Origin of the sequence: Marivita sp. (assembly GCF_020055635.1) — a bacterium.
GTDB lineage: Bacteria > Pseudomonadota > Alphaproteobacteria > Rhodobacterales > Rhodobacteraceae > Marivita.
In genome coordinates this window covers 1-21,785 of record NZ_JAIPUT010000052.1, presented here as the reverse complement: position 1 = coordinate 21,785, position 21,785 = coordinate 1, and the positions used below count along the sequence as shown (strand labels likewise).

24 protein-coding genes and 1 pseudogene are annotated in these 21,785 nt (G+C 64.5%); 8 read left to right on the top strand and 17 right to left on the bottom strand.

Going from position 1 to position 21,785, the window contains the following annotated elements; all coding sequences use genetic code 11:
* The first annotated feature begins 3 nt into the window (after window positions 1-3).
* On the top strand, window positions 4-1,407 hold the full coding sequence (locus LCF60_RS18915; protein ID WP_292293950.1) for a diguanylate cyclase: 1,404 nt from the start codon (window positions 4-6) through the stop codon (window positions 1,405-1,407).
* Window positions 1,408-1,416: 9 nt separating this feature from the next.
* Here LCF60_RS18915 and LCF60_RS18910 read toward each other — a convergent pair whose 3' ends face one another.
* The 4 genes from LCF60_RS18910 to LCF60_RS18895 form a co-directional block, all read right to left on the bottom strand.
* A complete protein-coding gene (locus LCF60_RS18910) occupies window positions 1,417-1,899 on the bottom strand; it encodes a periplasmic heavy metal sensor (protein ID WP_292293949.1) in 483 nt (160 codons plus the stop codon).
* A 1-nt stretch (window position 1,900) separates the two neighbouring features.
* Window positions 1,901-2,242 (bottom strand): hypothetical protein, encoded by a 342-nt coding sequence (locus LCF60_RS18905; RefSeq protein ID WP_292293947.1) that lies wholly within the window; start codon window positions 2,240-2,242, stop codon window positions 1,901-1,903.
* Window positions 2,220-2,816 (bottom strand): sigma-70 family RNA polymerase sigma factor, encoded by a 597-nt coding sequence (locus LCF60_RS18900; protein WP_292293946.1) that lies wholly within the window; start codon window positions 2,814-2,816, stop codon window positions 2,220-2,222. Before LCF60_RS18900 ends, LCF60_RS18905 begins: the two co-directional genes overlap by 23 nt.
* An 84-nt stretch (window positions 2,817-2,900) precedes the next feature.
* The gene (locus tag LCF60_RS18895; protein WP_292293945.1) at window positions 2,901-3,386 is read right to left on the bottom strand and encodes an EF-hand domain-containing protein; all 486 of its coding nucleotides are present in this window, start codon (window positions 3,384-3,386) and stop codon (window positions 2,901-2,903) included.
* 235 nt (window positions 3,387-3,621) lie between these two features.
* Between LCF60_RS18895 and LCF60_RS18890 the strand changes: the two genes are divergently transcribed.
* Together LCF60_RS18890 and LCF60_RS18885 are read left to right on the top strand one after the other, a co-directional pair.
* Window positions 3,622-4,014 carry a DUF983 domain-containing protein gene (locus tag LCF60_RS18890; RefSeq protein WP_292293944.1) on the top strand — a complete coding sequence of 131 codons (393 nt, stop codon included), beginning with the start codon at window positions 3,622-3,624 and terminating at the stop codon, window positions 4,012-4,014.
* 26 nt (window positions 4,015-4,040) lie between these two features.
* Window positions 4,041-4,748, top strand: coding sequence for an NUDIX hydrolase (locus tag LCF60_RS18885; RefSeq protein WP_292293943.1), 708 nt, complete (start codon window positions 4,041-4,043; stop codon window positions 4,746-4,748).
* Here the strand turns inward: LCF60_RS18885 and LCF60_RS18880 are convergent.
* Together LCF60_RS18880 and LCF60_RS18875 are read right to left on the bottom strand one after the other, a co-directional pair.
* Window positions 4,745-5,647 (bottom strand): DMT family transporter, encoded by a 903-nt coding sequence (locus tag LCF60_RS18880; RefSeq protein WP_292293942.1) that lies wholly within the window; start codon window positions 5,645-5,647, stop codon window positions 4,745-4,747. The two genes, LCF60_RS18885 and LCF60_RS18880, sit on opposite strands and share 4 nt — an antisense overlap.
* Window positions 5,648-5,666: 19 nt before the next feature.
* Window positions 5,667-6,599 carry a fatty acid desaturase gene (locus tag LCF60_RS18875; RefSeq protein ID WP_292293940.1) on the bottom strand — a complete coding sequence of 311 codons (933 nt, stop codon included), beginning with the start codon at window positions 6,597-6,599 and terminating at the stop codon, window positions 5,667-5,669.
* Window positions 6,600-6,684: 85 nt separating this feature from the next.
* Between LCF60_RS18875 and LCF60_RS18870 the strand changes: the two genes are divergently transcribed.
* Window positions 6,685-7,569: a helix-turn-helix transcriptional regulator gene (locus LCF60_RS18870; protein WP_292293938.1), complete on the top strand. Its 885-nt coding sequence runs from the start codon at window positions 6,685-6,687 to the stop codon at window positions 7,567-7,569.
* On the opposite strand, the gene LCF60_RS18865 is transcribed toward LCF60_RS18870, so the two are convergent.
* The 4 genes from LCF60_RS18865 to modB are packed head-to-tail and all read right to left on the bottom strand — an operon-like array spanning window position 7,566 to window position 11,593.
* Window positions 7,566-8,696 carry a CaiB/BaiF CoA-transferase family protein gene (locus LCF60_RS18865; protein ID WP_292293937.1) on the bottom strand — a complete coding sequence of 377 codons (1,131 nt, stop codon included), beginning with the start codon at window positions 8,694-8,696 and terminating at the stop codon, window positions 7,566-7,568. The two genes, LCF60_RS18870 and LCF60_RS18865, sit on opposite strands and share 4 nt — an antisense overlap.
* Before the next feature lie 8 nt (window positions 8,697-8,704).
* On the bottom strand, window positions 8,705-9,748 hold the full coding sequence (locus LCF60_RS18860; RefSeq protein ID WP_292293936.1) for an aldo/keto reductase: 1,044 nt from the start codon (window positions 9,746-9,748) through the stop codon (window positions 8,705-8,707).
* 52 nt (window positions 9,749-9,800) lie between these two features.
* Window positions 9,801-10,898, bottom strand: a complete 1,098-nt coding sequence (gene modC, locus LCF60_RS18855) for a molybdenum ABC transporter ATP-binding protein (protein ID WP_292293935.1) — start codon at window positions 10,896-10,898, stop codon at window positions 9,801-9,803.
* Window positions 10,895-11,593 (bottom strand): molybdate ABC transporter permease subunit, encoded by a 699-nt coding sequence (gene modB, locus LCF60_RS18850; protein WP_292293933.1) that lies wholly within the window; start codon window positions 11,591-11,593, stop codon window positions 10,895-10,897. The genes modC and modB overlap by 4 nt, the downstream gene beginning before the upstream one ends.
* 306 nt (window positions 11,594-11,899) lie before the next feature.
* Here modB and LCF60_RS18845 point away from each other — a divergent pair, with 306 nt between their 5' ends.
* The 3 genes and pseudogenes from LCF60_RS18845 to metG all read left to right on the top strand — a co-directional run bounded on the left by LCF60_RS18845 (window position 11,900) and on the right by metG (window position 15,049).
* The gene (locus LCF60_RS18845; protein ID WP_292293931.1) at window positions 11,900-12,550 is read left to right on the top strand and encodes a hypothetical protein; all 651 of its coding nucleotides are present in this window, start codon (window positions 11,900-11,902) and stop codon (window positions 12,548-12,550) included.
* Between the two features lie 131 nt (window positions 12,551-12,681).
* Window positions 12,682-13,212: pseudogene (locus LCF60_RS18840) on the top strand (MFS transporter); the annotation flags it as partial.
* Window positions 13,213-13,330: 118 nt separating this feature from the next.
* The gene (gene metG, locus LCF60_RS18835) at window positions 13,331-15,049 is read left to right on the top strand and encodes a methionine--tRNA ligase (RefSeq protein ID WP_292293930.1); all 1,719 of its coding nucleotides are present in this window, start codon (window positions 13,331-13,333) and stop codon (window positions 15,047-15,049) included.
* A 93-nt stretch (window positions 15,050-15,142) separates the two neighbouring features.
* On the opposite strand, the gene LCF60_RS18830 is transcribed toward metG, so the two are convergent.
* The 3 genes from LCF60_RS18830 to LCF60_RS18820 all read right to left on the bottom strand — a co-directional run bounded on the left by LCF60_RS18830 (window position 15,143) and on the right by LCF60_RS18820 (window position 16,584).
* On the bottom strand, window positions 15,143-15,577 hold the full coding sequence (locus LCF60_RS18830; protein ID WP_292293928.1) for a peptidylprolyl isomerase: 435 nt from the start codon (window positions 15,575-15,577) through the stop codon (window positions 15,143-15,145).
* Between the two features lie 100 nt (window positions 15,578-15,677).
* Entirely contained in the window at window positions 15,678-16,088 is a 411-nt protein-coding gene (locus LCF60_RS18825) for a VOC family protein (protein WP_292293926.1), read from the bottom strand.
* Window positions 16,089-16,125: 37 nt separating this feature from the next.
* Window positions 16,126-16,584 carry an Lrp/AsnC family transcriptional regulator gene (locus tag LCF60_RS18820; protein WP_292293925.1) on the bottom strand — a complete coding sequence of 153 codons (459 nt, stop codon included), beginning with the start codon at window positions 16,582-16,584 and terminating at the stop codon, window positions 16,126-16,128.
* A gap of 136 nt (window positions 16,585-16,720) precedes the next feature.
* Between LCF60_RS18820 and ald the strand changes: the two genes are divergently transcribed.
* Entirely contained in the window at window positions 16,721-17,842 is a 1,122-nt protein-coding gene (gene ald / locus LCF60_RS18815) for an alanine dehydrogenase (protein WP_292293923.1), read from the top strand.
* A 107-nt stretch (window positions 17,843-17,949) separates the two neighbouring features.
* On the opposite strand, the gene mscL is transcribed toward ald, so the two are convergent.
* The 4 genes from mscL to pheT form a co-directional block, all read right to left on the bottom strand.
* Window positions 17,950-18,375: a large conductance mechanosensitive channel protein MscL gene (mscL, locus tag LCF60_RS18810; RefSeq protein ID WP_292293922.1), complete on the bottom strand. Its 426-nt coding sequence runs from the start codon at window positions 18,373-18,375 to the stop codon at window positions 17,950-17,952.
* A 149-nt stretch (window positions 18,376-18,524) separates the two neighbouring features.
* Window positions 18,525-18,974 carry a YtoQ family protein gene (locus LCF60_RS18805; protein WP_292293920.1) on the bottom strand — a complete coding sequence of 150 codons (450 nt, stop codon included), beginning with the start codon at window positions 18,972-18,974 and terminating at the stop codon, window positions 18,525-18,527.
* Between the two features lie 58 nt (window positions 18,975-19,032).
* Window positions 19,033-19,662, bottom strand: coding sequence for a class I SAM-dependent methyltransferase (locus LCF60_RS18800; protein ID WP_292293918.1), 630 nt, complete (start codon window positions 19,660-19,662; stop codon window positions 19,033-19,035).
* 23 nt (window positions 19,663-19,685) lie between these two features.
* Window positions 19,686-21,785, bottom strand: a 2,100-nt coding sequence (pheT, locus tag LCF60_RS18795) for a phenylalanine--tRNA ligase subunit beta (RefSeq protein ID WP_292293917.1), incomplete at its 5' end; no start/stop codon positions are given.

Below are 21,785 nucleotides of genomic sequence, written 5' to 3'. Positions count from 1 at the left end.
GTCGTGTCCGGTCACGTTCTCATCATCGACGCCATGTCCAACCGCCGGATCCGTCTGCGCGCGCACCTGGATACCGCGGCTTATGCGGTCGATCTGGCCGAGACACAGACCGACGGCCTGCTGCGGATTGCCCAGGATGTCCCCGATGTGGTGATTGTGGCGGATGACCTGCCGGGCCTGCGCCTGAGGCATTTCTGCAAGCTACTGCGCGCCAATCCGCGGACGCAGCTGACGACGATCATCGTGGCTGTCCCGCGCGAAAACCATTCCGCCCGCGTCAGCGCCCTCAATGCCGGGGCGCATGACGTGATCGACGACCAATGCGACCCCGCCGATCTGAAGGCGCGCCTGCGCAACTTCATGCGCATCCGGCAGAATGTCGAGGACAGGCCCACCACCGCGGGACGCGACCTCGCGCATGGGCTGGCCGAACCCGCAGCCGCCTTTCTGCCGAAAACCGTCGCGACCTTTGTGTCGTTCGGCGCGCTGCCCGACATGCAAGCCCGGATTGCCGCCCTGCCCGACGGGTTCGGGATCGACGCGCGCACCGTTCCGGCCGCCACCACGCGGCGCCAACCCGACCCGACGACGGACGTCTACGTCCTGTTCGAAACCGGCCACGGCCCCGAAGCGCGCGATCTGCTCGGCGCGTTGCTCACCCATCCGGCCAGTCGCCACAGCCGCATCCTGTTCGTCACCGACAGCCTGGTCCGGACAGCCTCGCCGCTTGACCTGGGCGCGCATGATCAGGCGCCCCTTTCGGTGACGGGGCCGGAACTGGCCGTGCGTCTCCAGCGACTGGGCCGCCGAAAGCACGACGCGGACCGCGCCCGCAAGGCGACCACGGAACTTGGCGAGAAAGCCTATACCGACACGCTGACCGGGCTGAACAATCGTCTGGCGATCCGCGAATACCTTCAGAAAACGGACCGCTGCCTGGCAGACCATCCCCGCCAGATGGCCATCCTGATGGTCGACATCGATCATTTCAAGGCGGTCAACGACAATCACGGTCACGCGGCCGGCGACGTCGTTCTGGCCCAGGTCGCGGCGGTCCTGAAGGCCAGTCTCCGCGAGGGCGACTTTCTCGGTCGCTTCGGCGGCGAGGAATTCCTGATCGTCCTGCCGGATGTCGGCGCGGGTCAGGCCCGATCCGTGGCGCAGCGTCTGCGCAGCACCGTTGCCGCCAGCAGCACGGCGGTCGATGACGGCACACATGTCCGCGTCACGATCAGCATCGGACTTGCGCTGGCGTCACGAAGCGACCGCAAGTCCACGCAGGATCTTCTCCGTGCGGCTGACAACGCGCTTTACGGCGCAAAGCACGAAGGCCGCAACCGCATCAACATCGCAACGCGGGACGATGATGCACGGGTGGCGGCGCGTGCCGTCAATTCGGCGTCCTAGCCCGACCGGTCAGCGCCGGACCCGCTGCGCCAGGTTGGACAGGCGTGCCTCGATCCGGTCGGCATAGGCGCGACGTTCTTCGTCGGTCATCGCGGCGATCCGGTTGGCAAGAACCTGGCGGCCCAGGTCTTCGCGGCGCGCGCGCCGGTCGGACTGCTCGGCCATCGCCGAGACAAAGGCCTCCGGATCGAACGGGGTGGCGCGCAGCGTGTCGAGCGTAGCCTGCAGATCGGCCAGGAACGCGCCCCTGTCCCGGCCCTGTCGCTCCAGCCCCGACACGAAGTCGCGCCGCAGCGCACGGCGGTCCTGATCACTCAGCGCACGCGTATAGAACGAGCCGAAATCGCCGCGGTCGCGGTCGGCCCGCCGATCCGGCCCGCCGCTGAGGAAGAAGCCGGTCACCGCCGCCAAGATCAGCACGTTCACCGCAAGCGAGACCAACAGCGTCACGCGCATCCAGAGGGGCGCCTTGGGTTTGGGTGCAGCGGCCATGTCAGCCGTCCACCAGCAGGAGATCGAAGGTACCAAGCCCGGTCCCGGTGTCCAACGCGGCACTGTCCAGGGGCACGAGCGACAGCATCAGATCGTCGGTCAACGCGCCGCCCGCCCAGATGCCGACGCAGGCCGTCATCGCAAGCCCGGCCATCGCAGGCCAGCCGCCGAGCGTGCCGAAGACCTGTTTCCAGAAAGGTCGGCTGTCCGGCACGGGCAGTTCGGCTATCGCATCCGACATCACCCGCGCCATCAGGCCGTCAGGCAGGTCGATCGAAGCGTGACGCGCCTCGGCAAAGGCCGCTTCGAGCGGATCGTCTTCAGGAGGTCTGGATCGTGTCATCTGTATACCCCAAATCCTTGCGCTGACCGCTCAGAAGCGCAGTCAGAGCCCGTTTGCCACGCGCGGTGAGACTTTCCACGGCGCGTGGTCCAATGTCCATGATCTGGGCGATCTCGGTATTGCCCAGACCTTCGATATGTCGCAACATCACCGCCTGTCTCTGGCGATCCGGCAATTGCATCAGCGCCTCGTCCAGCGCCATCCGCCGCGCTTCGGACTGCATCCGCGCCTCGGCGCCGGGTGCCGTATCGGCGATCTCGAGCTCCTCGGGAAGCCCGACAGGCCGGGTCTTGCGCAGCCGGTCGATGCACAGGTTGGCCGTCACCCGGTAAAGCCAGGTTCGCACCGAAGCCGCGCCAGCGGCATCCCATCCCGGCGCTTGCCGCCAGAGCCGCAGCATCGCGTCCTGCGCCACGTCTTCCGCCTCGGCCCGATCGTTGAGCATGCGGAAAGCGTGCGCGAAAACCAGCGGCGTGTACCGCGACGCCAAGGCCCTGGCCGCGTCGGCGTCACCGGCAGCATAGGCCTCGAGCAGCGCCGCCTCGGCGGCAGGATCGGTCTTGTTGTCTGTCATTCCACCGCGCGGCTAAGAGGTTCGGTCGCGTCTGGCAAGGGTCCTGAGCGATGCACCCGCACCGCTCAGGACCGCAAGCGAGCGTCAGTTGCTGCCGTGGCGCTTGCCGCCCCAGAACCCGCCGCGCTTGCCGCCGTGCTCCTTCATCCGCAACTGCGCGAATTCCTCGGCACTGACGGAGCCGTCGTCATTGGCGTCCAGGCGTTCGAACATGCGGGAGGGCCCGCTGCGCGCAGCGAATTCCTCTTGCGACAACGCACCATCCTCGTTGACGTCGAACCGTTCGAGCATCCGGGCAACACGCTTTTCATTGCGCTGCTGCCCCATCGCTGTCAGTTCTTCAGCGCTCAGGACACCGTTTCCATCGGTATCCGCGATCTCGAATCGGCTGGGCGGATTCGCGAACTCCTCGGCCGAAACGACGCCATCTCCGTCCGTGTCGAGTTGCGTGAACATCTCTGCCCGGCGCTCGCTGCGCTGAGTGCTGTCCTGCGCCATCGCGGAGGAGGCCGCACCGGTGGCCACAAGAGCGGCGATCACCAAGGCCGAAACCTGCTTGTTCCTGGTCATGTCTTTTCCTTTTCTTGTCCGGTCTGGGTGCCGGAACCTTTCAAACCGTGGCCCGAGACGTTGTCTTTCCGTCTCGGCATCCACTGCGTTTCACGGTGCGGCTCTCCGGTTCCGTCGGCCGAAATGCCCGAGGCCCATCACAGGTCCGTGATTTGCGACATCCAGCCGCAAGGACAGATTGGCGACTGTTCATCCACGCGCGCGCCCCTCATCTTGTGCGTGGGAGAGCGATACGATGACCATAGACACGACGACTCAAGACGAGCGGCCGACATGGCCTGCCCTGCGCAAGGGATGGCGCGGAAAATGCCCCAATTGCGGCAGCGGCCCCTTGCTCAGGGGGTATCTCAAGGTGCGCGACACCTGCCCGGTCTGCCGGGAAGAACTGCACCACCACCGTGCCGATGACGGGCCGGCCTACCTGACGATCCTGATCGTCGGCCATCTCATGGCACCGCTCCTGCACATCGTCTTCGTAAATTTCCGCCCCGAGCCGCTGGTACTCTTCACGATCTTCGCGGTTGGCTGCGTCGCTCTGACGCTTTACCTTCTGCCCAGATTGAAAGGGGCGATCGTGGCCTTCCAGTGGGCACGATACATGCACGGGTTCGCAGACAGGGCGGCCTGATCCTTTCGCAGGGAAAAGGATCACAGGTGACCGACACGCCACCCATCGACAAGACCGCCATTCGCGACGCCGCGACCGTGATCGTTTTGCGTGACCGTCATCATACGCCCAGTGTCCTGATGGGACAGCGCGGTGCCAAGGCGGCCTTCATGCCCAACAAGTTCGTCTTTCCCGGCGGCGCGGTCGACCCCGAAGACATGCATGTGCCCCTCGCCGCGCCGTTGTCTCCGCTTTGCGCCGGGCGCCTGATCGACGAAGCCCCCGCCGACCGCGCACCGGCCCTTGCGGCGGCTGCCATCCGCGAATTGTGGGAAGAAACCGGGCAGGTCCTTGGCAAGCCCGGCCGATGGTCGGGCACCCCGCCCGAGAACTGGCAAAGCTTCGCCGCAAAGGGACATCTGCCAAACGCCGCACCGCTGCAATTCGTCTTCCGCGCCATCACGCCGCCGGGGCGCCCGCGCCGGTTCGATGCCCGGTTCTTCCTGCTCGACGCCGAGGATCTGGCCTCCGATCCCGACGATTTCTCCGATGCCTCGGACGAACTGGCGCATCTTCAGTGGATCGAGCTTGCCAAGGTGCGCAGCTTCGACCTGCCCTTCATCACCGAGGTGGTCCTGGCCGAGGTCGCGGCGCGCGCCGCCGATCCGACGCCGCCGGTCTCGGTTCCGTTCTTTCGCAACGACGACGAGGAAAGCCTGTTCCTGCGGCTTTATGGGCGTCCGATGCGGGACTAGACGACAAGGACGAAGATCAGGATCGACAATCCCAGAAAGCCGATCCCAACAAGTTCGCGCGCCGTCACCGTTTCGCGGAAGAACAGCACCGATGCCATGAGCGAGAAGATCAGCTCGATCTGCCCCACGGCCTTGACGTAGGCTGCGGTCTGCAGCGTGAAGGCAAGAAACCAGCCGAACGACCCGGCCATCGACGTCAGCCCGACCCAGACCGCCACCTTGCGCGCCCGCCACACGGCGGTCACCTGGCCCGGTTCGCGCCAGCGCAGCCAGAGCGCCATCGCCACCAGCTGCGATGCCGTCACGCAGGTCAGGGTGACGCCTGCGCGCAGGAACGGGTCTTCACTGGCGATCTCGAGCGATGCGGCACGGTAACTGGTCGCGGATATGGCAAAAAGGAACCCCGATGCCAGGCCCAGCGCGGTGGCGCGGCTGCTCAGGCCTTTCCAGAGGCTCTCTTGCACGCCGGGAGTGCGCGACAGCAGCACAACCCCGACAAGTCCGATCAGGATCGCGCCCCACCCGGCCAGCGATACCTTCGCACCGAAGAACAGGACGCCGATGATCGCGGCCTGTATCACCTCGGTCTTCATCAACGTGATCCCGACCGCGAAATTGCGCGTCCGGAACAACGCCACGATACAGGCCGTGGCGATGATCTGCGCAACTGCGCCAAGCCACGCATAGGACCAGAACGCGCGGTCCAGGACAGGCAGCGCCGTATCCTGGCCCCAGATATAAAACGCGGTCGCCAGCAGGGCCGCCGGCGCAGCATAGGCAAAGCGCGCAAAGGTCGAGCCTGCGGTGCTCAGCACATTCATGCTCAGCACCTTTTGCAGCATGAACCGCACGGTTTGAAAAAGCGCCGCTGCGATGCTGGCGAATATCCAGAGCTCCATCCGCCCCTATGGCCTCAGATCAACCGTCTTGTCCATCCCGGTAAAGCGGATGCGGGACCGGATCCTTGGCCCGGAACAGGTACTTGCGGGCGATCTCGGCATAGGTGCGATAGCGGTAGCCAAGGTTGCCGTGCAGGAAATCCGCCCGCCGCGCGTGGTAGAGCCGAGGCAAGGCATACCACGGCACGCCGGGATGCATGTGGTGCACGACATGCAGGTTGTTGTTTAGAAACAACAGCGCAAACAGCCCCCGGTCCTCGACAATGGCAGTGCGCGCCAGGGTGCGGTCATGCGCCTGGTGTTCAAGATAGGTCCGCAGCTTGAGGATCGACAGCGACAGGTAGACCGACAGCAGCCACGCCCAGAGAGGCAGGGTGGCGACAGTGCTCATCCACCAGAGCACGACGCCAACTGCCGGAACATGCAGCAGCCACCCCTCCAGCACGCGCCGGTCGCCGTGTCGGATCAGGCGCCAGTCCGCCGCCATGAAGCTCAGCTGCCCAAGGATCGGGCCGAGGATCAATCGCCCGGCCAGGGTGTTGTTGAAACGACACACCCCCTTGCGCCACGCCGGAAGCGCCGCCCAGACCGCCGGATCGAGGTAGTTTGTCTCGGGGTCGTCATACGGGTCGGTCAGCGTCTCGTCCCGGTGATGCGCCAGGTGCGTGTCGCGGAACCGCAGGTAGGGCACGAACAGCGTCAGCGCCGGAAACACCAGCGCCGCATTCAGCGTCGCGTTGCGGGTCGGGTGTCCGTGCAGGGCTTCGTGGGTCAGTGACGAATGCTGCGCCCCGGCCAGGACGGTAAACAGGATGGCGCCCGCCACCGACCAGTCGGCCATCCACACCGTGGCAAGCGCCCACAGCCCGTAGGTTCCGGCCAGCACGGCGATCGTCGGCCATTCCGCAACACGTTGGAATCCTGCCCTTTGCGGCAGAAGGGTATCATTCATGCAACTATCCTGAAGGTTTCAACCGTCACGATACGCCACGGACCCAGGGTTCAGAAATTCTGAATACAGTGCACAATTATCGTATATGGTGATTTTTATCACCGGCTGGTATATTCACACCATGGACAAGAGAGAACGTGCCCGCGTCTTCCGCAACCGGCTGCTTGATGCGATCAATCGCGCGGGGTCGACCCAAAGCGCGTTGGCGCGCAAAACCGGTGTTGACCGTTCGACGATCTCGCAACTGCTCAGGGATGATGCCGCGCGCCTTCCCAACGCCCACGTGGTCGGGGCCTGCGCCGAGGCGCTTGGCGTGTCGGCGGATTGGCTGCTCGGTCTGGCAGAGCACCCCGAGAACGCGACTGATCTGCTGGCAAGCGCGCTCACGCTCACCAATGCGCCGCGCGCCCTGGTGGACCAGCAGATCTTCGACTGGCACCGCGAGGCGGAAGGCTACAAGATCCGCCATGTGCCCGCCGCCCTTCCGGACATGCTCAAGACCAATGCCGTGCTCAACTGGGAATACGGCCCACATCTTGGCCGCACCGCCGCGCAGGCGATCACCGCGTCGGCGATCCGCCTGGCCTGGATGCGACGGTCCGCCTCGGATTACGAGATGGCGATGCCGCTTTACGAGTTGCACAGCTTTGTCGACGGCACCGGATATTACGCCGGCCTGCCCGAGGCGCTGCGGCTCCAGCAGATTGACCATTGGCTTGACCTGACCACCGCGCTCTATCCGCGGATGCGACTTTACCTGTTCGACGCGCGACAGCTGTTTTCGGCCCCGATCACCGTATTCGGCCCGTTGCTGTCGGTGATCTATGTCGGGCGCAATTACCTGGCGTTTCGCGACACCCAGCGGGTGCGCGCCTTTTCGGATCATTTCGACCACCTGGTGCGCGAGGCGCGCATCACCGCCCGCGAACTTCCAGACCACCTGTCGGACCTGCGCAAGACCGTGGCCTAACGCGAGGACGGCGCGCCCCACCCGTCACCGGTCTGCAGGTCTGCCAGAATGGCGTCCGAATCCTGTCCCCGCTCCGGGATCGGTGCCGGGGGCCGCGGCGTCTGGCCGTCGAACCGCGGAGCCGCCGCAGCCTGAAGCCCGGTCCCGGTCGCATGCCAGGTCTGGCGCGCCGCATTCTGTGGATGCGCATGGGCCTCGCGGGGTGACAGGACCGGCGCGACACAGGCATCGCTGCCGTCGAACAAGGCAACCCAATGGGCCAACGGTTCCGTCAGAAAGCGTTCCGTCAGTCGTGCGGACAGGCGTGGCCATGCCGATCGCGCGAACTGGTTGCCCGCGAAATCCGTGTCACCCTCCAGCCCGAGCGTTTCGAGAAACAGCGCGTAGAATTTCGGCTCGAGGCACTGGACGCTGATGAACCGCCCATCCGCGCAGCGATAGGTCCGCGACCAATGCGCCCCGACCAGAGGATTGGCCTGCGCCGACGGGCCGTCATCGACCGCTCCTGCAATCGACATGAGCAGGTTCTGCATATGCGCCGCGCCATCGTAAATCGCCGCATCGACAACCGTCCCCTGCCCGGTCCGCGCGGCGGCCAGCAGGCCCGACAGCATGCCCGCCACGAGATACAGCGCGCCGCCTCCGATATCGCCCACAAGGGTCGGCGGCACGGTCGGACGTTCGTCTTCGAGCGCCGAGGGCCAGAGCGCACCGGCCAGTGCGATATAGTTCAGGTCATGCCCCGACCGATGCGCCAGCGGGCCGTCCTGCCCCCATCCGGTCATCCTGCCGTAGACGAGCCTGGAATTCACCGCGTGGCAGGCGTCCGGCCCAAGACCCAGACGCTCCATGACGCCGGGACGGAACCCTTCGATCAGCCCGTCCGCCCCCGCCACCAGCTTCAGACAGACCGCACGATCCGGTTCGGATTTCAGGTCAAGCAGGATCGACCGCTTGCCCCGATCCGTCACGGGCCGGTCCGACAGCCCGGCCACCGGTCCCGAGCGCGGGCGATGCAAGACAATGACATCCGCCCCAAGGTCGGCCAGCATCATCGCGGCGAAGGGGCCGGGGCCGATGCCTTCGACCTCGATAATGCGGATCCCCTGAAGCGGCCGGTCCGACATGCGCGCCTCTAGTAAGGCATCGGGTGCTGGCGGTGCGTGTCGTCCAGCGCGGTCAGGACGTCCCCGCTCAGCGCCATGTCGGACGCGGCAAGCAGGTGCACCAGTTGCTCGGACGTGGTTGCACCAAAGATCGACGACGCCACGAACGGTCTTTGCGCCGACCACGCCAGCGCCATCAGAGCAAGGTCGAGCCCGGCCTCGTCGGCGACCTTGGCGTAGGCATCCACCGCCGTGAAGGCCCGGTCGGTCTTGCGTCCGCCCAGATTGCCGTTGAGTGACATGCGCGACCCTTCCGGCACCGCGCCGTTCTGATACTTGCCCGTCAGCAACCCCGCAGCCAGAGGCGAAAACGGCAGCAGCGACACCTCTTCATTCACCATCAGTTCCGCCAGGTCGGTATCGGCCATGCGGCACATCAGCGAATATTCGTTCTGGATCGTCTCCATCCGAGGACCGGCCATGGCCTCGGCCACCCGCAGCCACATGGCCGTGCCCCAGGTGCTTTCGTTCGACAGCCCGATATGCCGGATGCGCCCCTTCTCGATCTCGCGGCCCAGCGCACCCAGCACGTCAGCCATGTTCTGAAGCGTGCTGCTGCGGTCCTGCGATGTCGGATCGAAGGTCCAGTTCTTGCGGAACATGTAGGTGTCCCGGTTCGGCCAGTGCAGCTGGTACAGGTCGATATGATCCGTCTTGAGCCGCTTCAGCGACCCTTCGACGGCATTTGGCACCGACTCGCTGGTGATCGGAGCGCCATCGCGGACATATTGCATGCCTTCACCCGAATGCTTGGTTGCCACGATCCAGTCGTTGCGTCGGCCTGTCGTGGCGAACCAGTTGCCCAGGATTTCCTCGGTCAGACCGATGGTCTCCTCGGCAACCGGATTGACCGGGTACATCTCGGCGGCATCCAGGAAATTGATCCCGGCATCCAGCGCCATGTCCATCTGGTTGTGGGCATCCGCCTCGGGTGTCTGGTTGCCGTAGGTCATGGTCCCAAGACAGAGTTCCGAGACCATCAGATCGGTCTTGCCCAGTCGGTTCATCTTCATCGCGTGTTCCTTCAGTTCGGGCCTTCAATTCGGGTTGCGCGCAAAGTAGCGGCTAAAGCCCGCTCTGCAAGCCGACCGCGATGTCGGTTTGCGAAACGGCCACGGATTTCATCACCGCGTAGCACTCCGCACCCTCGACGATGGCCAGGGCATCCGCACTTCGCCGCGTGATCCGAGCCAGCAGCCGGTCGTCCCCTGCCTGCAACTGGACGATCACGCCCGGACCCTCGCCGCGTCGCACCGCCAGCACCCGCACGGGCAGGATGTTGAGCGCGGAAATCCCCTCGGGCCGGGTTCTGGCCAGGATCACGTCCTGCGCAAGGATACGCACGCGAAGCGCCGCCCCGACAGGCGCGTCGATCGCGGGCAGGAAAAGGTGTCCGCCAGAGATGGCAAGCTCGCTCAACCCGTCGACCGGCCGTGCCGACACCGTGGCCGACAGGACCGCACCGGCGTCCCGTATGCCAAGCTGCCGCACCATGTCCGGATCGGTAAGCAATTCGTCCGGCGCTCCGGACCGGATGACGCGGCCTTCGTCGATCAGCACGATATGCGTCGCGAGCCGTGCCACCTCGGCCATGTTGTGGGTGACATAGAGGATCGACAGGCCCGTCTTGCGCTGCAATGTCTCGAGGTAGGGCAGGATCTCGGCTTTTCGCGGGCCGTCGAGCGAAGCAAGCGGTTCATCCATCAGAAGGATGTCCGGCTCAGACAACAGGGCACGTCCGATGGCCACGCGCTGCGCTTCGCCGCCAGACAGGGCGTGGGTGCGCCGGTCCAGCAGGTGCAGGATGCCCAGAAGGTCGCCCACCTCGTCGGGATTGCGCGCGCCGCGGCCGCTGACCCGCGCCGCGTAGCACAGGTTTTCCCGCACGCTGAGATGCGGAAACAGGCGACTGTCCTGGAACACGTAGCCCAGCCGCCGCTTGTGTACCGGCACATCGACAGCTTTGGCCCGGTCGAACAGGGCACGCCCCTTGAGAGCGATCCGCCCCGCATCCGGCGCGATCAGCCCGGCAATGGATTTGACGATCGAGGTCTTGCCGCTGCCCGAGCGGCCGAAAAGCACGGTGACGCCGTCGGGAGCGTCGAACGCGGCCTGCAAGCGGAACCCGCCCAGCGACCGCGTGATGTCGACGGACAGGCTCATGTGCCGGAAATCCGCCTGGCGACCCGGCGCGACAGCCATTCCGACAGGATCAGCGCACCGATGGCGATGATCACCGCCACCGCCACCAGCCGCAACGCCGCGCTTTCGCCGCCGGGGACCTGGAGGAAGGCATAGATCGCCGAGGGCACGGTGCGTGTCTCGCCGGGAATGTTCGAGACAAAGGTGATCGTCGCTCCGAATTCTCCCATCGCCTTGGCAAATGCCAGGACAGCGCCCGCGATGATCCCCGGCAGGATGAGCGGCAGGGTCACCGTGCGGAACACCGTGATCCGGCTTGCCCCCAGCGTGGCGGCGGCTTCTTCGAGCCGCGGATCGACCGCCTCGATCGCCAACCGCATCGCCCGCACCATCAGCGGAAACGCCATGATCGACGCCGCCAGCGCCGCCCCGGTCCATTGAAACGCCAGCGTGATGCCGAACAGGTCGTAGAGAACCGACCCGATCGGCCCGCGCCGGCCAAAGCTCAACAGCAGCAGATACCCGGTCACCACCGGTGGCAGCACCAGCGGAAGATGCACCAGCCAGTTGAGCACATCGCGTCCGACGAACCGTCCCCGCGCCAGCGCCAGAGCGCACAGGAGTCCGACCGGAAGGCTGAGCACCGTCGCCCAGAACGACACCTTGAGCGACAGCGCGACCGCCTGCCACTCCTCGGGCCCCAACCAAGCGGTCATGGCACGGGAACCGGCGTCGGAGCCAGAAACGGCGCCCTCTCCGCCCCCTTCTGCGAGGCAAGCACTGCCATCGCAGCGCGGGGCAGGGTCGCGGCACAGACTGCCCGATCGACGGCTTTGGCCGGAATGGCAATGCACATCGGCAGACAGGGTGCGCGCAGCAACGGGGTCACGGGGGTCACGTCCTTGTCTTCGGGGCAAATCTGCTGCGCACCAGACCAACTGCATGGTCCGGAGGCAAGTGCCCCTGAACAGGATGCGACGAATCTCTTGAGAACAAAAGTGGAACATATATAGTCCGATGCCATGCAAACCGCCGCCGCCCTGCTGTCCCGCCGCCCGCACCGCCCCGCGCCCGAGGTCACGCTGGGGCGCGGTGACGTCGCGTTGCGCCTTGGCCGCGTGCATGAGCTGTGCGGATCGGCACGGCGGACGCTGGCACTGGTCCTCGCCGCGCGGACGGGGGGACCTTTGGTCTGGATTTCCACCCCGACACAATCCGAAACCCTGTGCGCCGATGCCCTCGCGGACTGGGTCGATCCCGGCGAGATTCTTTTTGTCCTGGCCCAGAAACGGGACATGCTGCTCTGGGCGATGGAAGAGGCGCTGCGTGACGGGCAGGCCCCGGTGGTGATCGCCGATCTGGCCGCGCCGCCCGGCATGGTTCCGGTCCGCCGGCTGCATCTGGCGGCCGAGGCCGGCTGCGGTGCCGGGATCTGCCGACCGCTGGCGCTGCTGCTGACGCCGGAAAAAGGCGGCGCGCCGGGGATCGAAACCCGGTGGTCGCTCGAACCCGCCCATCATCACGGCGCGGAACATTGGACCCTCAGCCGTCTGCGCGCCCGCATGGCCCCGCCCCGCGACTGGTTGATGACGGGCACCTATGGCGACCTTGCCCTCCCTGAAAAGACATCGGGGTCCTGCACAGAAATTTCGTACGAAATTTCTGCCGGTTGAGAAATTTCGTACGAAATTTCTGCGGCCCGCCGATTGAATTCCGGGAAAACCCCTGACAACGGCCAAGGAAACGACATGCGGCGTCGAATAAGGCCACGCAGGCTGCCCGCAATGCGGTATCGCTGGTCCCCATGCGTCTCCCCCTGTCCTTCGCCGCGCTGTTCCTGTCGGTTGCCCTGCTGCAGCTCTCCTCCGGCGGCGTCGGCCCGCTCGACGCGATCTCCGGCATCACGCTGGGATTCACCACGGCGGAAATCGGACTCCTCGGCTCGGCCCATTTCGTCGGGTTCTTCATCGGCTGCTGGTGGGCCCCGCGCCTGATGGGCACGGTGGGGCATGCGCGCACCTTTTCCGCCTTCACGGTGCTGGGCGCGATCGGATTCATGGCCCACATGATCTTGCCGGATCCCAAGGCCTGGGCCGTCATGCGCATCGCCACGGGCATCTGCGTGGCGGGTTGCTAAACCGTGATCGAAGCATGGCTTCAGGCAGAAGTCACCAACGAGACCCGCGGCCGTGCGATGGGTCTTTACCGGATCGCCGACATGGGCGCCTCGCTTGTGGCAGAGCTTCTGATCGGAGTGCTCACTCCGGCGGCCTATGTCAGTTACAACCTGCTCGCGATCTTGTGCTGTGCGGCGCTGTTGCCCATGGCGCTGACGTGTTCGGGCTGATCCGCCTGCTGCGCGGCAGTCGCGAAAAGGACTGATCCTCTGGCATGTGCGCCTGCGATCCGGTAAAGCGGCCCAAACTTCAGACCAACTCGCGGGCGCACACCACATGGCACGGCATCTGATCACGTCGGCAATCCCTTATATCAACGGGATCAAGCATCTCGGAAACCTCGTGGGCAGCCAGCTGCCCGCCGACCTTTACGCACGCTACCTGCGCGCGCGCGGCAACGAGGTGATGTTCCTGTGCGCCACCGACGAACACGGCACCCCGGCCGAGCTGGCCGCCGCCAAGGCGGGCAAGCCGGTGGCGGACTATTGCAAGGAAATGCACGCGGTGCAGGCCGAGATCGCAAAGGGTTTCCGGCTGTCCTTCGACCATTTCGGCCGGTCCTCCAGCCCGCAGAACCACAGGCTGACCCAGCATCTGGCCGGGCGTCTGGCCGAGGCCGGCCTGATCCGGGAAGTGAGCGAAAAGCAGGTCTACAGCCATGCCGACAAGCGCTTTCTGCCCGACCGCTATATCGAGGGCACCTGCCCCAATTGCGGGTATGACAAGGCGCGCGGCGACCAGTGCGAGAACTGCACCAAGCAGCTGGACCCGACCGACCTGATCGATCCGCGCTCTGCGATCTCGGGCTCGACCGATCTGGAAGTGCGCGAGACCAAGCACCTGTACCTGCGCCAGTCCGACATGCGCGGCAAGTTGCAGGACTGGATCGACAGCAAGACCGATTGGCCCATCCTGACCACCTCGATCGCCAAGAAATGGCTCAACGATGGTGACGGATTGCAGGACCGGGGCATCACCCGCGATCTGGACTGGGGCATTCCGGTCAAGAAGGGCGAGGAAGACTGGCCCGGCATGGAAGGCAAGGTCTTTTACGTCTGGTTCGACGCGCCCATCGAATACATCGCCTGCGCGGGCGAATGGGCCGAGGCGCATGGCAAGACCGATGCCGATTGGGAACGCTGGTGGCGCACCGACCGGGGCGCGGATGATGTGCGCTATACGCAGTTCATGGGCAAGGACAACGTGCCCTTCCACACCCTCAGCTTTCCGGCGACGATCCTGGGGTCCGGAGAGGACTGGAAGCTCGTGGATTACATCAAGTCGTTCAACTATCTGAACTACGACGGTGGCCAGTTCAGCACGAGCCAAGGGCGCGGTGTCTTCATGGACCAGGCATTGGAGATCCTGCCCGCCGATTACTGGCGCTGGTGGCTTCTGTCACATGCCCCCGAAAGCTCGGATGCCGAATTCACCTGGGAAAATTTCCAGGGGTCGGTGAACAAGGACCTGGCCGATGTGCTGGGCAACTTCGCCAGCCGCGTGACCAAGTTCTGTCGGTCGAAATTCGGTGAAGCCGTCCCCGAGGAGGGCACGCCGGGAGATCGCGAAGCGCAATTGATCGCGGATCTGGAAAAGGGCCTGCGCGTTTACGAACGCCACATGGATGCGATCGAGGTGCGCAAATCCGCCGCCGCGCTGCGCGGTCTTTGGGTTCTGGGCAACGAATACCTTCAGGATGCCGCGCCTTGGGCGACCTTCAAGGAAGACCCCGCCGCCGCGGCGATGCAGATCCGCATGGCGCTGAACCTGATCCGGTTTTACGCGATCATTTCCAGCCCGTTCATCCCCGATGCCGCGGCCCAACTCCTGGCCGCAATGCACAGCGAGAAGGCGGACTGGCCCGAGAGCGCCGAAAGCGCTCTCGTTGCCCTGCCTGCGGGTCATGCCTTTACCGTGCCCGACGTGACCTTCCGCAAGATCAGCGATGACGAACGGGCGTGTTGGCAGGAGCAGTTCGCCGGCGTTCGCACATAAGGCGCAAAAAAGGGTCCCGGACGGGACCCTTGATGTGCGGGGGATGTCCCACGCCAGGTCCGCTTTTGCGAACCGATGCAAGGGCTGCCCGAATCAGGCGGCCTTGATCTCGACCAGTTCGACGTCGAAGGTCAGGTCCTGACCGGCCAGCGGATGGTTTGCATCGAGTGTCACTTCGGTCTCGTTGACGTCGGCCACAGTCACCGGCACAACCTGGCCGGTCGGAGTCTGCATCTGAAGCTGCGTGCCGGGCTCAAGCGGAATTTCCGCCGGAATATCGGCACGCGGGACAGCCTGCTGGGCGTTCGGATCGCGCTGGCCATAGGCCTGATCCGCAGGCACATCGACCTTTTTTGTATCGCCGACGGCCATGCCGGGAATGGCCTCGTCAAGGCCGGGAATAATCTGGCCCGCACCGACGGTGAACTCGAGCGGGTCACGCCCGGTCGAGCTGTCGAATGTGGAACCGTCAGCCAATGTGCCGGTATAGTGAATCGCTACGGTATCACCCGTTTTAACTTGGGTCATGAATACTCCGTGTGTCGGGGGATGAATGGTGGAGGCCGCATCTCTGGCGGGTACTCCGGCGCATGTTGGCATTTTAGCAAGTCATGCCAAAAGACACAAATCACCCGTTTGACAGCGCCTGTTCGGGGCTCGCGGCCTCGGCAATCAGGCCAAGAGGTGCCCCGGTGGGGTCTTTGATAATCGCGATCCGACCGATGCCCGGCACGTCGAACGGTGCACGGATGACGTCTCCACCCGCGACCTGCGTCTTGTTCACGGCCTCATCGACATCCGCCACCCCGAGATAGGTAAACCAGTGCGGCGGCACGTCTTCGAAACCGGGGACATCCGTCATGTCCATGATGCCCACCACCTCTTTGCCGCCGGACAGGGCGACGAAGTAATCCGCGCCGCCATCCATCGTCATGGCGGTGTAATCCCATCCGCAGACGTCCGAATAATAGGACCGGGCCGCGGCGGTGTCCCGCGTCATCAATTCGCTCCAGGCGACGTAGCCGTGCTTTTCGCTCATCCCTGATCCCTCCCGACGGATAAAGGATAGCACAGAATCACACGGGAAGCGCGGTTGTTTTGAACACGGTCCGCAGCGCGAAGGAGCTTTGCATCTGCGCCACACCGGGCAGCCGCGTCAGGTACTGACGGTGGATGCGCGCGAAATCCTCGGTATCTTCGGCAACGATCTTGAGGATGTAATCCGCCGTTCCGGCCATCAGGTGACATTCGAGCACATCCGGTACGCGCGAAACCGCCTTTTCGAAGGCTTCGAGAATGTCATCCGCCTGTCTGCTCAGCTTGATCTCGACGAACACGGTCGTCGGCATGCCCAGCTTGCGCGCATCCAGCAAGGCGACGTATTCCCGGATGTATCCGTCCGCCTCGAGGCGTTGCACGCGCCTGTGACAGGCCGAGGCCGACAGGTGGACCGCTTCGGCCAGTTCGGCATTGGAAATGCGCCCCTTTCGTTGCAGCACGCGTAGGATCCTCCGATCCGTATCGTCCAATGCCATGCGCCACGTTCCCCCCGGTTTTTGAAGCTTTCTTCGAAGACTCTTCGCAGGATGCCGTCAGATACGCCGAAGATCCATACACAATTGCACGTCAGGAGGCGCATCCTGCCTGACAAGAGAGTCGGAGGAGACAATCATGAAAATCGGATGCCCAACTGAGATCAAACCGCAGGAATTTCGCGTCGGAGTGACGCCCGGTGCCGCGCAGGAAGCCGTGTCTCACGGCCATACTGTCGTGATGCAGTCAGGCGCCGGGATCGGCGCGGGCTTTGACGACGCGGCCTATACCGCTGCCGGTGCACAGATCGTCGATACCGCGGACGAGATCTTTGCCTCTGCGGACATGATCGTCAAGGTCAAGGAACCGCAGGCCGTGGAACGCAAGATGCTGCGCGAAGGTCAGGTGCTGTTCACCTATCTGCACCTCGCGCCCGATCGCGCGCAGACCCAAGACCTGCTTGCCTCGGGCTGCACCGCCATCGCCTATGAAACCGTGACCGACCGCACTGGCGGCCTGCCGCTTCTTGCCCCGATGTCCGAGGTTGCGGGCAAGCTTGCGCCGCAGATGGGTGCCTGGACCTTGCAGAAGGCAAACGGCGGACGCGGCGTCCTGATGGGCGGTGTGCCCGGTGTCGGCCCCGCACAGGTGCTCGTCATCGGAGGCGGCGTGGTCGGCACTCATGCTGCGCGCGTCGCGGCCGGCATGGGGGCGGACGTGACCGTGCTTGACCGGTCCCTGCCCCGCATGCGCTATCTCGACGACGTGTTCGGCGGCACCTTCAGGACGCGCTATGCCAGCCAGGCCAACATCGCCGAGATGATCACTCTGGCCGACATGGTCGTCGGCGCCGTGCTGATTCCGGGTGCGGCGGCTCCAAAGCTGGTCAGCCGGGCCGATCTGGCGACGATGAAGCCGGGCGCGGCCCTTGTGGACGTGGCGATTGACCAGGGCGGGTGCTTCGAGACCTCCAAGGCCACGACCCATGACGATCCCATCTACGATGTCGATGGCATCCTGCATTACTGCGTCGCCAACATGCCGGGCGCCGTCGCGCGCACCTCCACCATCGCGCTTGGCAATGCCACCATGCCGTTCATGCTGGCGCTGGCGGACAAGGGCTGGAAACAGGCCTGTGCCGACGATCCGCATCTTCTGGCCGGGTTGAACGTCCATGCCGGACAGCTGACCTATGACGCGGTCGGCAAGGCGTTGGGGATCGACGTCACGACGCCGCAAGCGGTTCTCAACGCGGCTTGATCCCACATTCGGCGCCGTCCATCCGGTCGGCGCCGACAGGTTTGAAGCGCGCTAGGGGCAAGCCAATCCGGTCCGGCGGATCATCGCCAGACCGCGGCCTCGCGGGCTCAGCCCTTTTTCAGCGCATCGCGGATTTCAAGCAGCACGTCCAGTTCGCTCGGACCGCTTTTCACCTCCGGCGCGACATCTTCGGGCTTTTCGGCAGAGGCCTTGATCCGGTTGACCATCTTGACCAACAGGAACACGACAAAGGCGATGATCAGGAAATTGATCACGGCCATGATGAAATTGCCGATCGCAAACACCGCCGCGCCCGCTTCCTGGGCAACAGCCAGAGAGGCGTGTTCGCTGCCATCAAGCGTGTAGAACCAGCCCGAAAAGTCGATCCCGCCGGTGAACAGCGCGATGATCGGGTTGATCAGGTCACCGACCAGCGATGTCACGATCGCCGTGAACGCGGCTCCGACGATGATTCCGACGGCCATGTCCATGACATTGCCCTTGGCGATGAAATCCTTGAACTCTTGAATCATTACTCATTTCCCTCGTGTATTGCTTGCCCCGGCTCACCATCCGGGACCGCCGTTTTGATAGCATCGCCACGGTCATTGTCACGCCGCGGGAAACGATCCACGGGGAAATTTCGGAAGGCCGCCGCAGATTGCGGCATTCAGGGCGCAGGTCAGGACGGCAGCTTTCCTGTCAGCACATAGCGCAGGATCTGCGCCACCTCTTGCGGGGTGCGCGTCATGGCAAGGGCCGCAGCATCCACCTCCTTGAGGGCGTGGTCGTGTTCGGGCTGTTGCAGGATGATCAGCGACTTGTTCAAGGCAGCGGCAAACCCTGCGTCAAAAGCCGCGTTCCACTGCTTGTACTTCTCGCCAAAGCGGACAACCACGACATCCGCCTCTTCGATGCCCTTGCGGGTGCGGATCGCGTTGACCATCGCGCCCTTGTGGTCGTGCCAGTATTTGTTGTCTTCGGCACCAAGGATCGCAACGCCGCAATCATCGCTGGCCGCGTGATCGGTGACGGGGCTGTCAAAGCTGACATCCAGCCCGTCGCAGGCGTCGATGATCTGGTCACGCCAATCGGTGTGAATCTCTCCGGACAGGTAAACGCGCAATCCCATGGGTCTCTCCTTCTGTATGACCAAAGGGGTAGCGCAGATCGGCGCAAAGGCCAATCGCTCAGGCCCTGCGCGCAATCACCGTGCGGCGGGGATCCTTGCCCGGTGCCATCTGGGTTTCGACAATCGTAAACCCAGCGTGGGTGATCGCTGCATCAAGATCAGCGGTCGACAGCTTGCCGAAATACGGCGCCTTGCCGATGGCCTGCATGACCGGCAGGCCAAGCCGGATGAACCACCAGATCATGTTGCGCCGTTCCGGCATGCAGAAGGTCTTGGAGACGAACACACCGCCCGGTTTGGTGCGCTCGGCGATATCCGACAAGGCGCCGTCCATGTCCTCGATCAGGTGGAGCAGGTTGAAGGCCAGCACCGCGTCGAACGGGCCTTCAGGTGCGTCTGTGCTATCGGCCTGAACGAAGTCGATATTTTCCACCTGCTGGTCGCGCGCCTTGTCCCGCCCCTTGGCCAGCATCGCCTCGGACACGTCGGTGGCGATGAAGTGGCTGACATCGGGCGCGAGAGCGATGGCGGTGGTCCCGGTGCCGCAACCCAACTCCAACACCGTATCCGTCGCATTCAGAAGCGCGCGCACCCGATCCAGTGTCGCGTTATACGCGTCTTCGTTGCGGATCGGGGCGGCGGCGTATTTGTCTGCAACCTTGTCCCAAAACTTTGCAGATCGATACATATGCCGCCCCCTTCGTTATGGTCCTACCCGCGCAGGACGCCGCCGGTGGCTTTCTCGACCTTGTCGATGATCTTCTTGCCGACCGCCTCGATATCCGCGTCCTTGAGCGTGGTCCCGGTCGGCTGAAGCCGGACCGTGATGGCAAGGGATTTCTTGCCGTCGCCTAGGCTGCCGCCGATGAATTCGTCGAACAACCGGACATCCGCAATCAGCGCCTTGTCGGCCCCTGCCGCGGCGTTCATCAGGTCGAGCGCCGCAACCTGTGCATCCACGACAAAGGCGAAATCCCGTTCGACCGCTTGCAGGTCATTGAGCACCAGCGCCGGGCGGGTGGCCCCTGTCTTGCGCGGCAAGGGGATTTCCTGTGGCCAGAGCGTGAAGGCGACCGCGGGTCCCTTGACGTCCATCGCCTTGAGCACCTTGGGGTGCAATTCACCGAACACGCCCAGCACCTTTTTCGGGCCAAGGCAGATCATGCCGTGACGGCCCGGATGCCACCAGTCGCTTGCGCCGCGCAGGATTTGCGCCTTGGCCGGGGCGCCCATGGCGGACAGGATCGCCTCGGCATCGGCCTTGGCATCGAACACGTCTACGGGGCGCGCCGAGCCATGGACGTCTTTCGGCCCGGTACGACCGACCATCAGGCCAGACAGCTGAAGGTGCTGTTCCTCGGGTTCACCGCCGTGGAAGGCGTGGCCAAGCTCGAACAGCGCAAGGTCCATGAACCCGCGCGCCTGGTTGCGGGCAGCGGCCTGCAACAGTCCGGGCAGCAGGGCGGGGCGCATGTGGCTCATGTCTGTGCTGATCGGGTTGGCCAGCATCGTGGCATCGTCACCGCCCCCAAAGAGCTCTGCTGCCGCCTTGTCGATAAAGCTGTAGGTCACGCATTCATTGTAGCCCAGCGCGGCAGCCGTGCGGCGTGCCGCACGTTCGCGGCGCTGCATCGGCGACAGGATCGGCTTGGGGACACCGGGGTCCATGCGGCGCATCGGCTTGCCTTGCAGTTTGGTCAGAGACGCGATGCGCGCGACTTCCTCGACCAGATCGGCCTCGCCCATCACGTCGGGCCGCCAGGTTGGCACATGTGCCATGTTGCCTTCGAGCCGGAACCCAAGCGCGGTCAGCGTCTGACGCTGTTCGGCTTCGGGGATCTCCATGCCCACCAACGAGATCACCCGTGCGGGATCAAGCTTGTAAGCGCGGGATGTGTCGGGCACGGCACCGGCGATGATCATGTCGGACGCTTCGCCGCCTGCGTGATCGACGATCATGCGCACGGCATGTTCCAGTCCGATCGGCGTGAAGGCCGGATCGACACCGCGTTCAAAGCGGTAGCGCGCGTCGGAATTGACCTTCAGCGCGCGACCCGTGTAGGCGATCTGGATCGGGTCCCAATAGGCGCTTTCCACGAAGACATCGGTGGTCTCGTCGGTGCAGCCGGTCTCTTCGCCACCCATGATGCCCGCGATGCTTTCCGGGCCATTCGCGTCGGAAATCACCATCTGGCCGGGCTGGAGCTTGTAGGTCTTGCCATCCAGCGCCAAGAGGTCCTCGCCCCCCGTGGCGCGGTGCACACGAAGATCGCCGCTCACCTTTGCCATGTCGAAGACGTGCAAGGGACGGTTGCGGTCATAGGTGAAGAAGTTGGTCACATCGACCAGGAAATTGATCGGGCGCAACCCGATGGCGCGCAGCGTGTCCTGCAGCCATTGCGGGCTGGGGCCGTTGGTGACGCCGCGAATGATCCGGCCACAGAAGAGCGGGCAACCATCCAGCGTGTCCTCGTCAATCACCACCTTGGTGTCAGCCTCGAACGACGCGGGCACCGGATCGACGTCGCGGGGCTTGAGCGTGCCCAGACCACGGGCCGCAAGATCGCGAGCGATGCCCTGAACCCCCAGCGCGTCGGGGCGGTTGGGGGTGATTGCGATTTCGATCACCGGATCCACCTTGGACGGGTCGTTCTGTGCCAGCCAGTCGATGAATTTCTGACCCACCTCACCCGAGGGCAGTTCGATGATGCCGTCATGTTCGTCGCTGAGTTCCAGCTCGCGTTCGGATGCCATCATGCCATGGCTTTCGACACCGCGGATGTTGCCGACGCTGAGCGTCACGTCGATGCC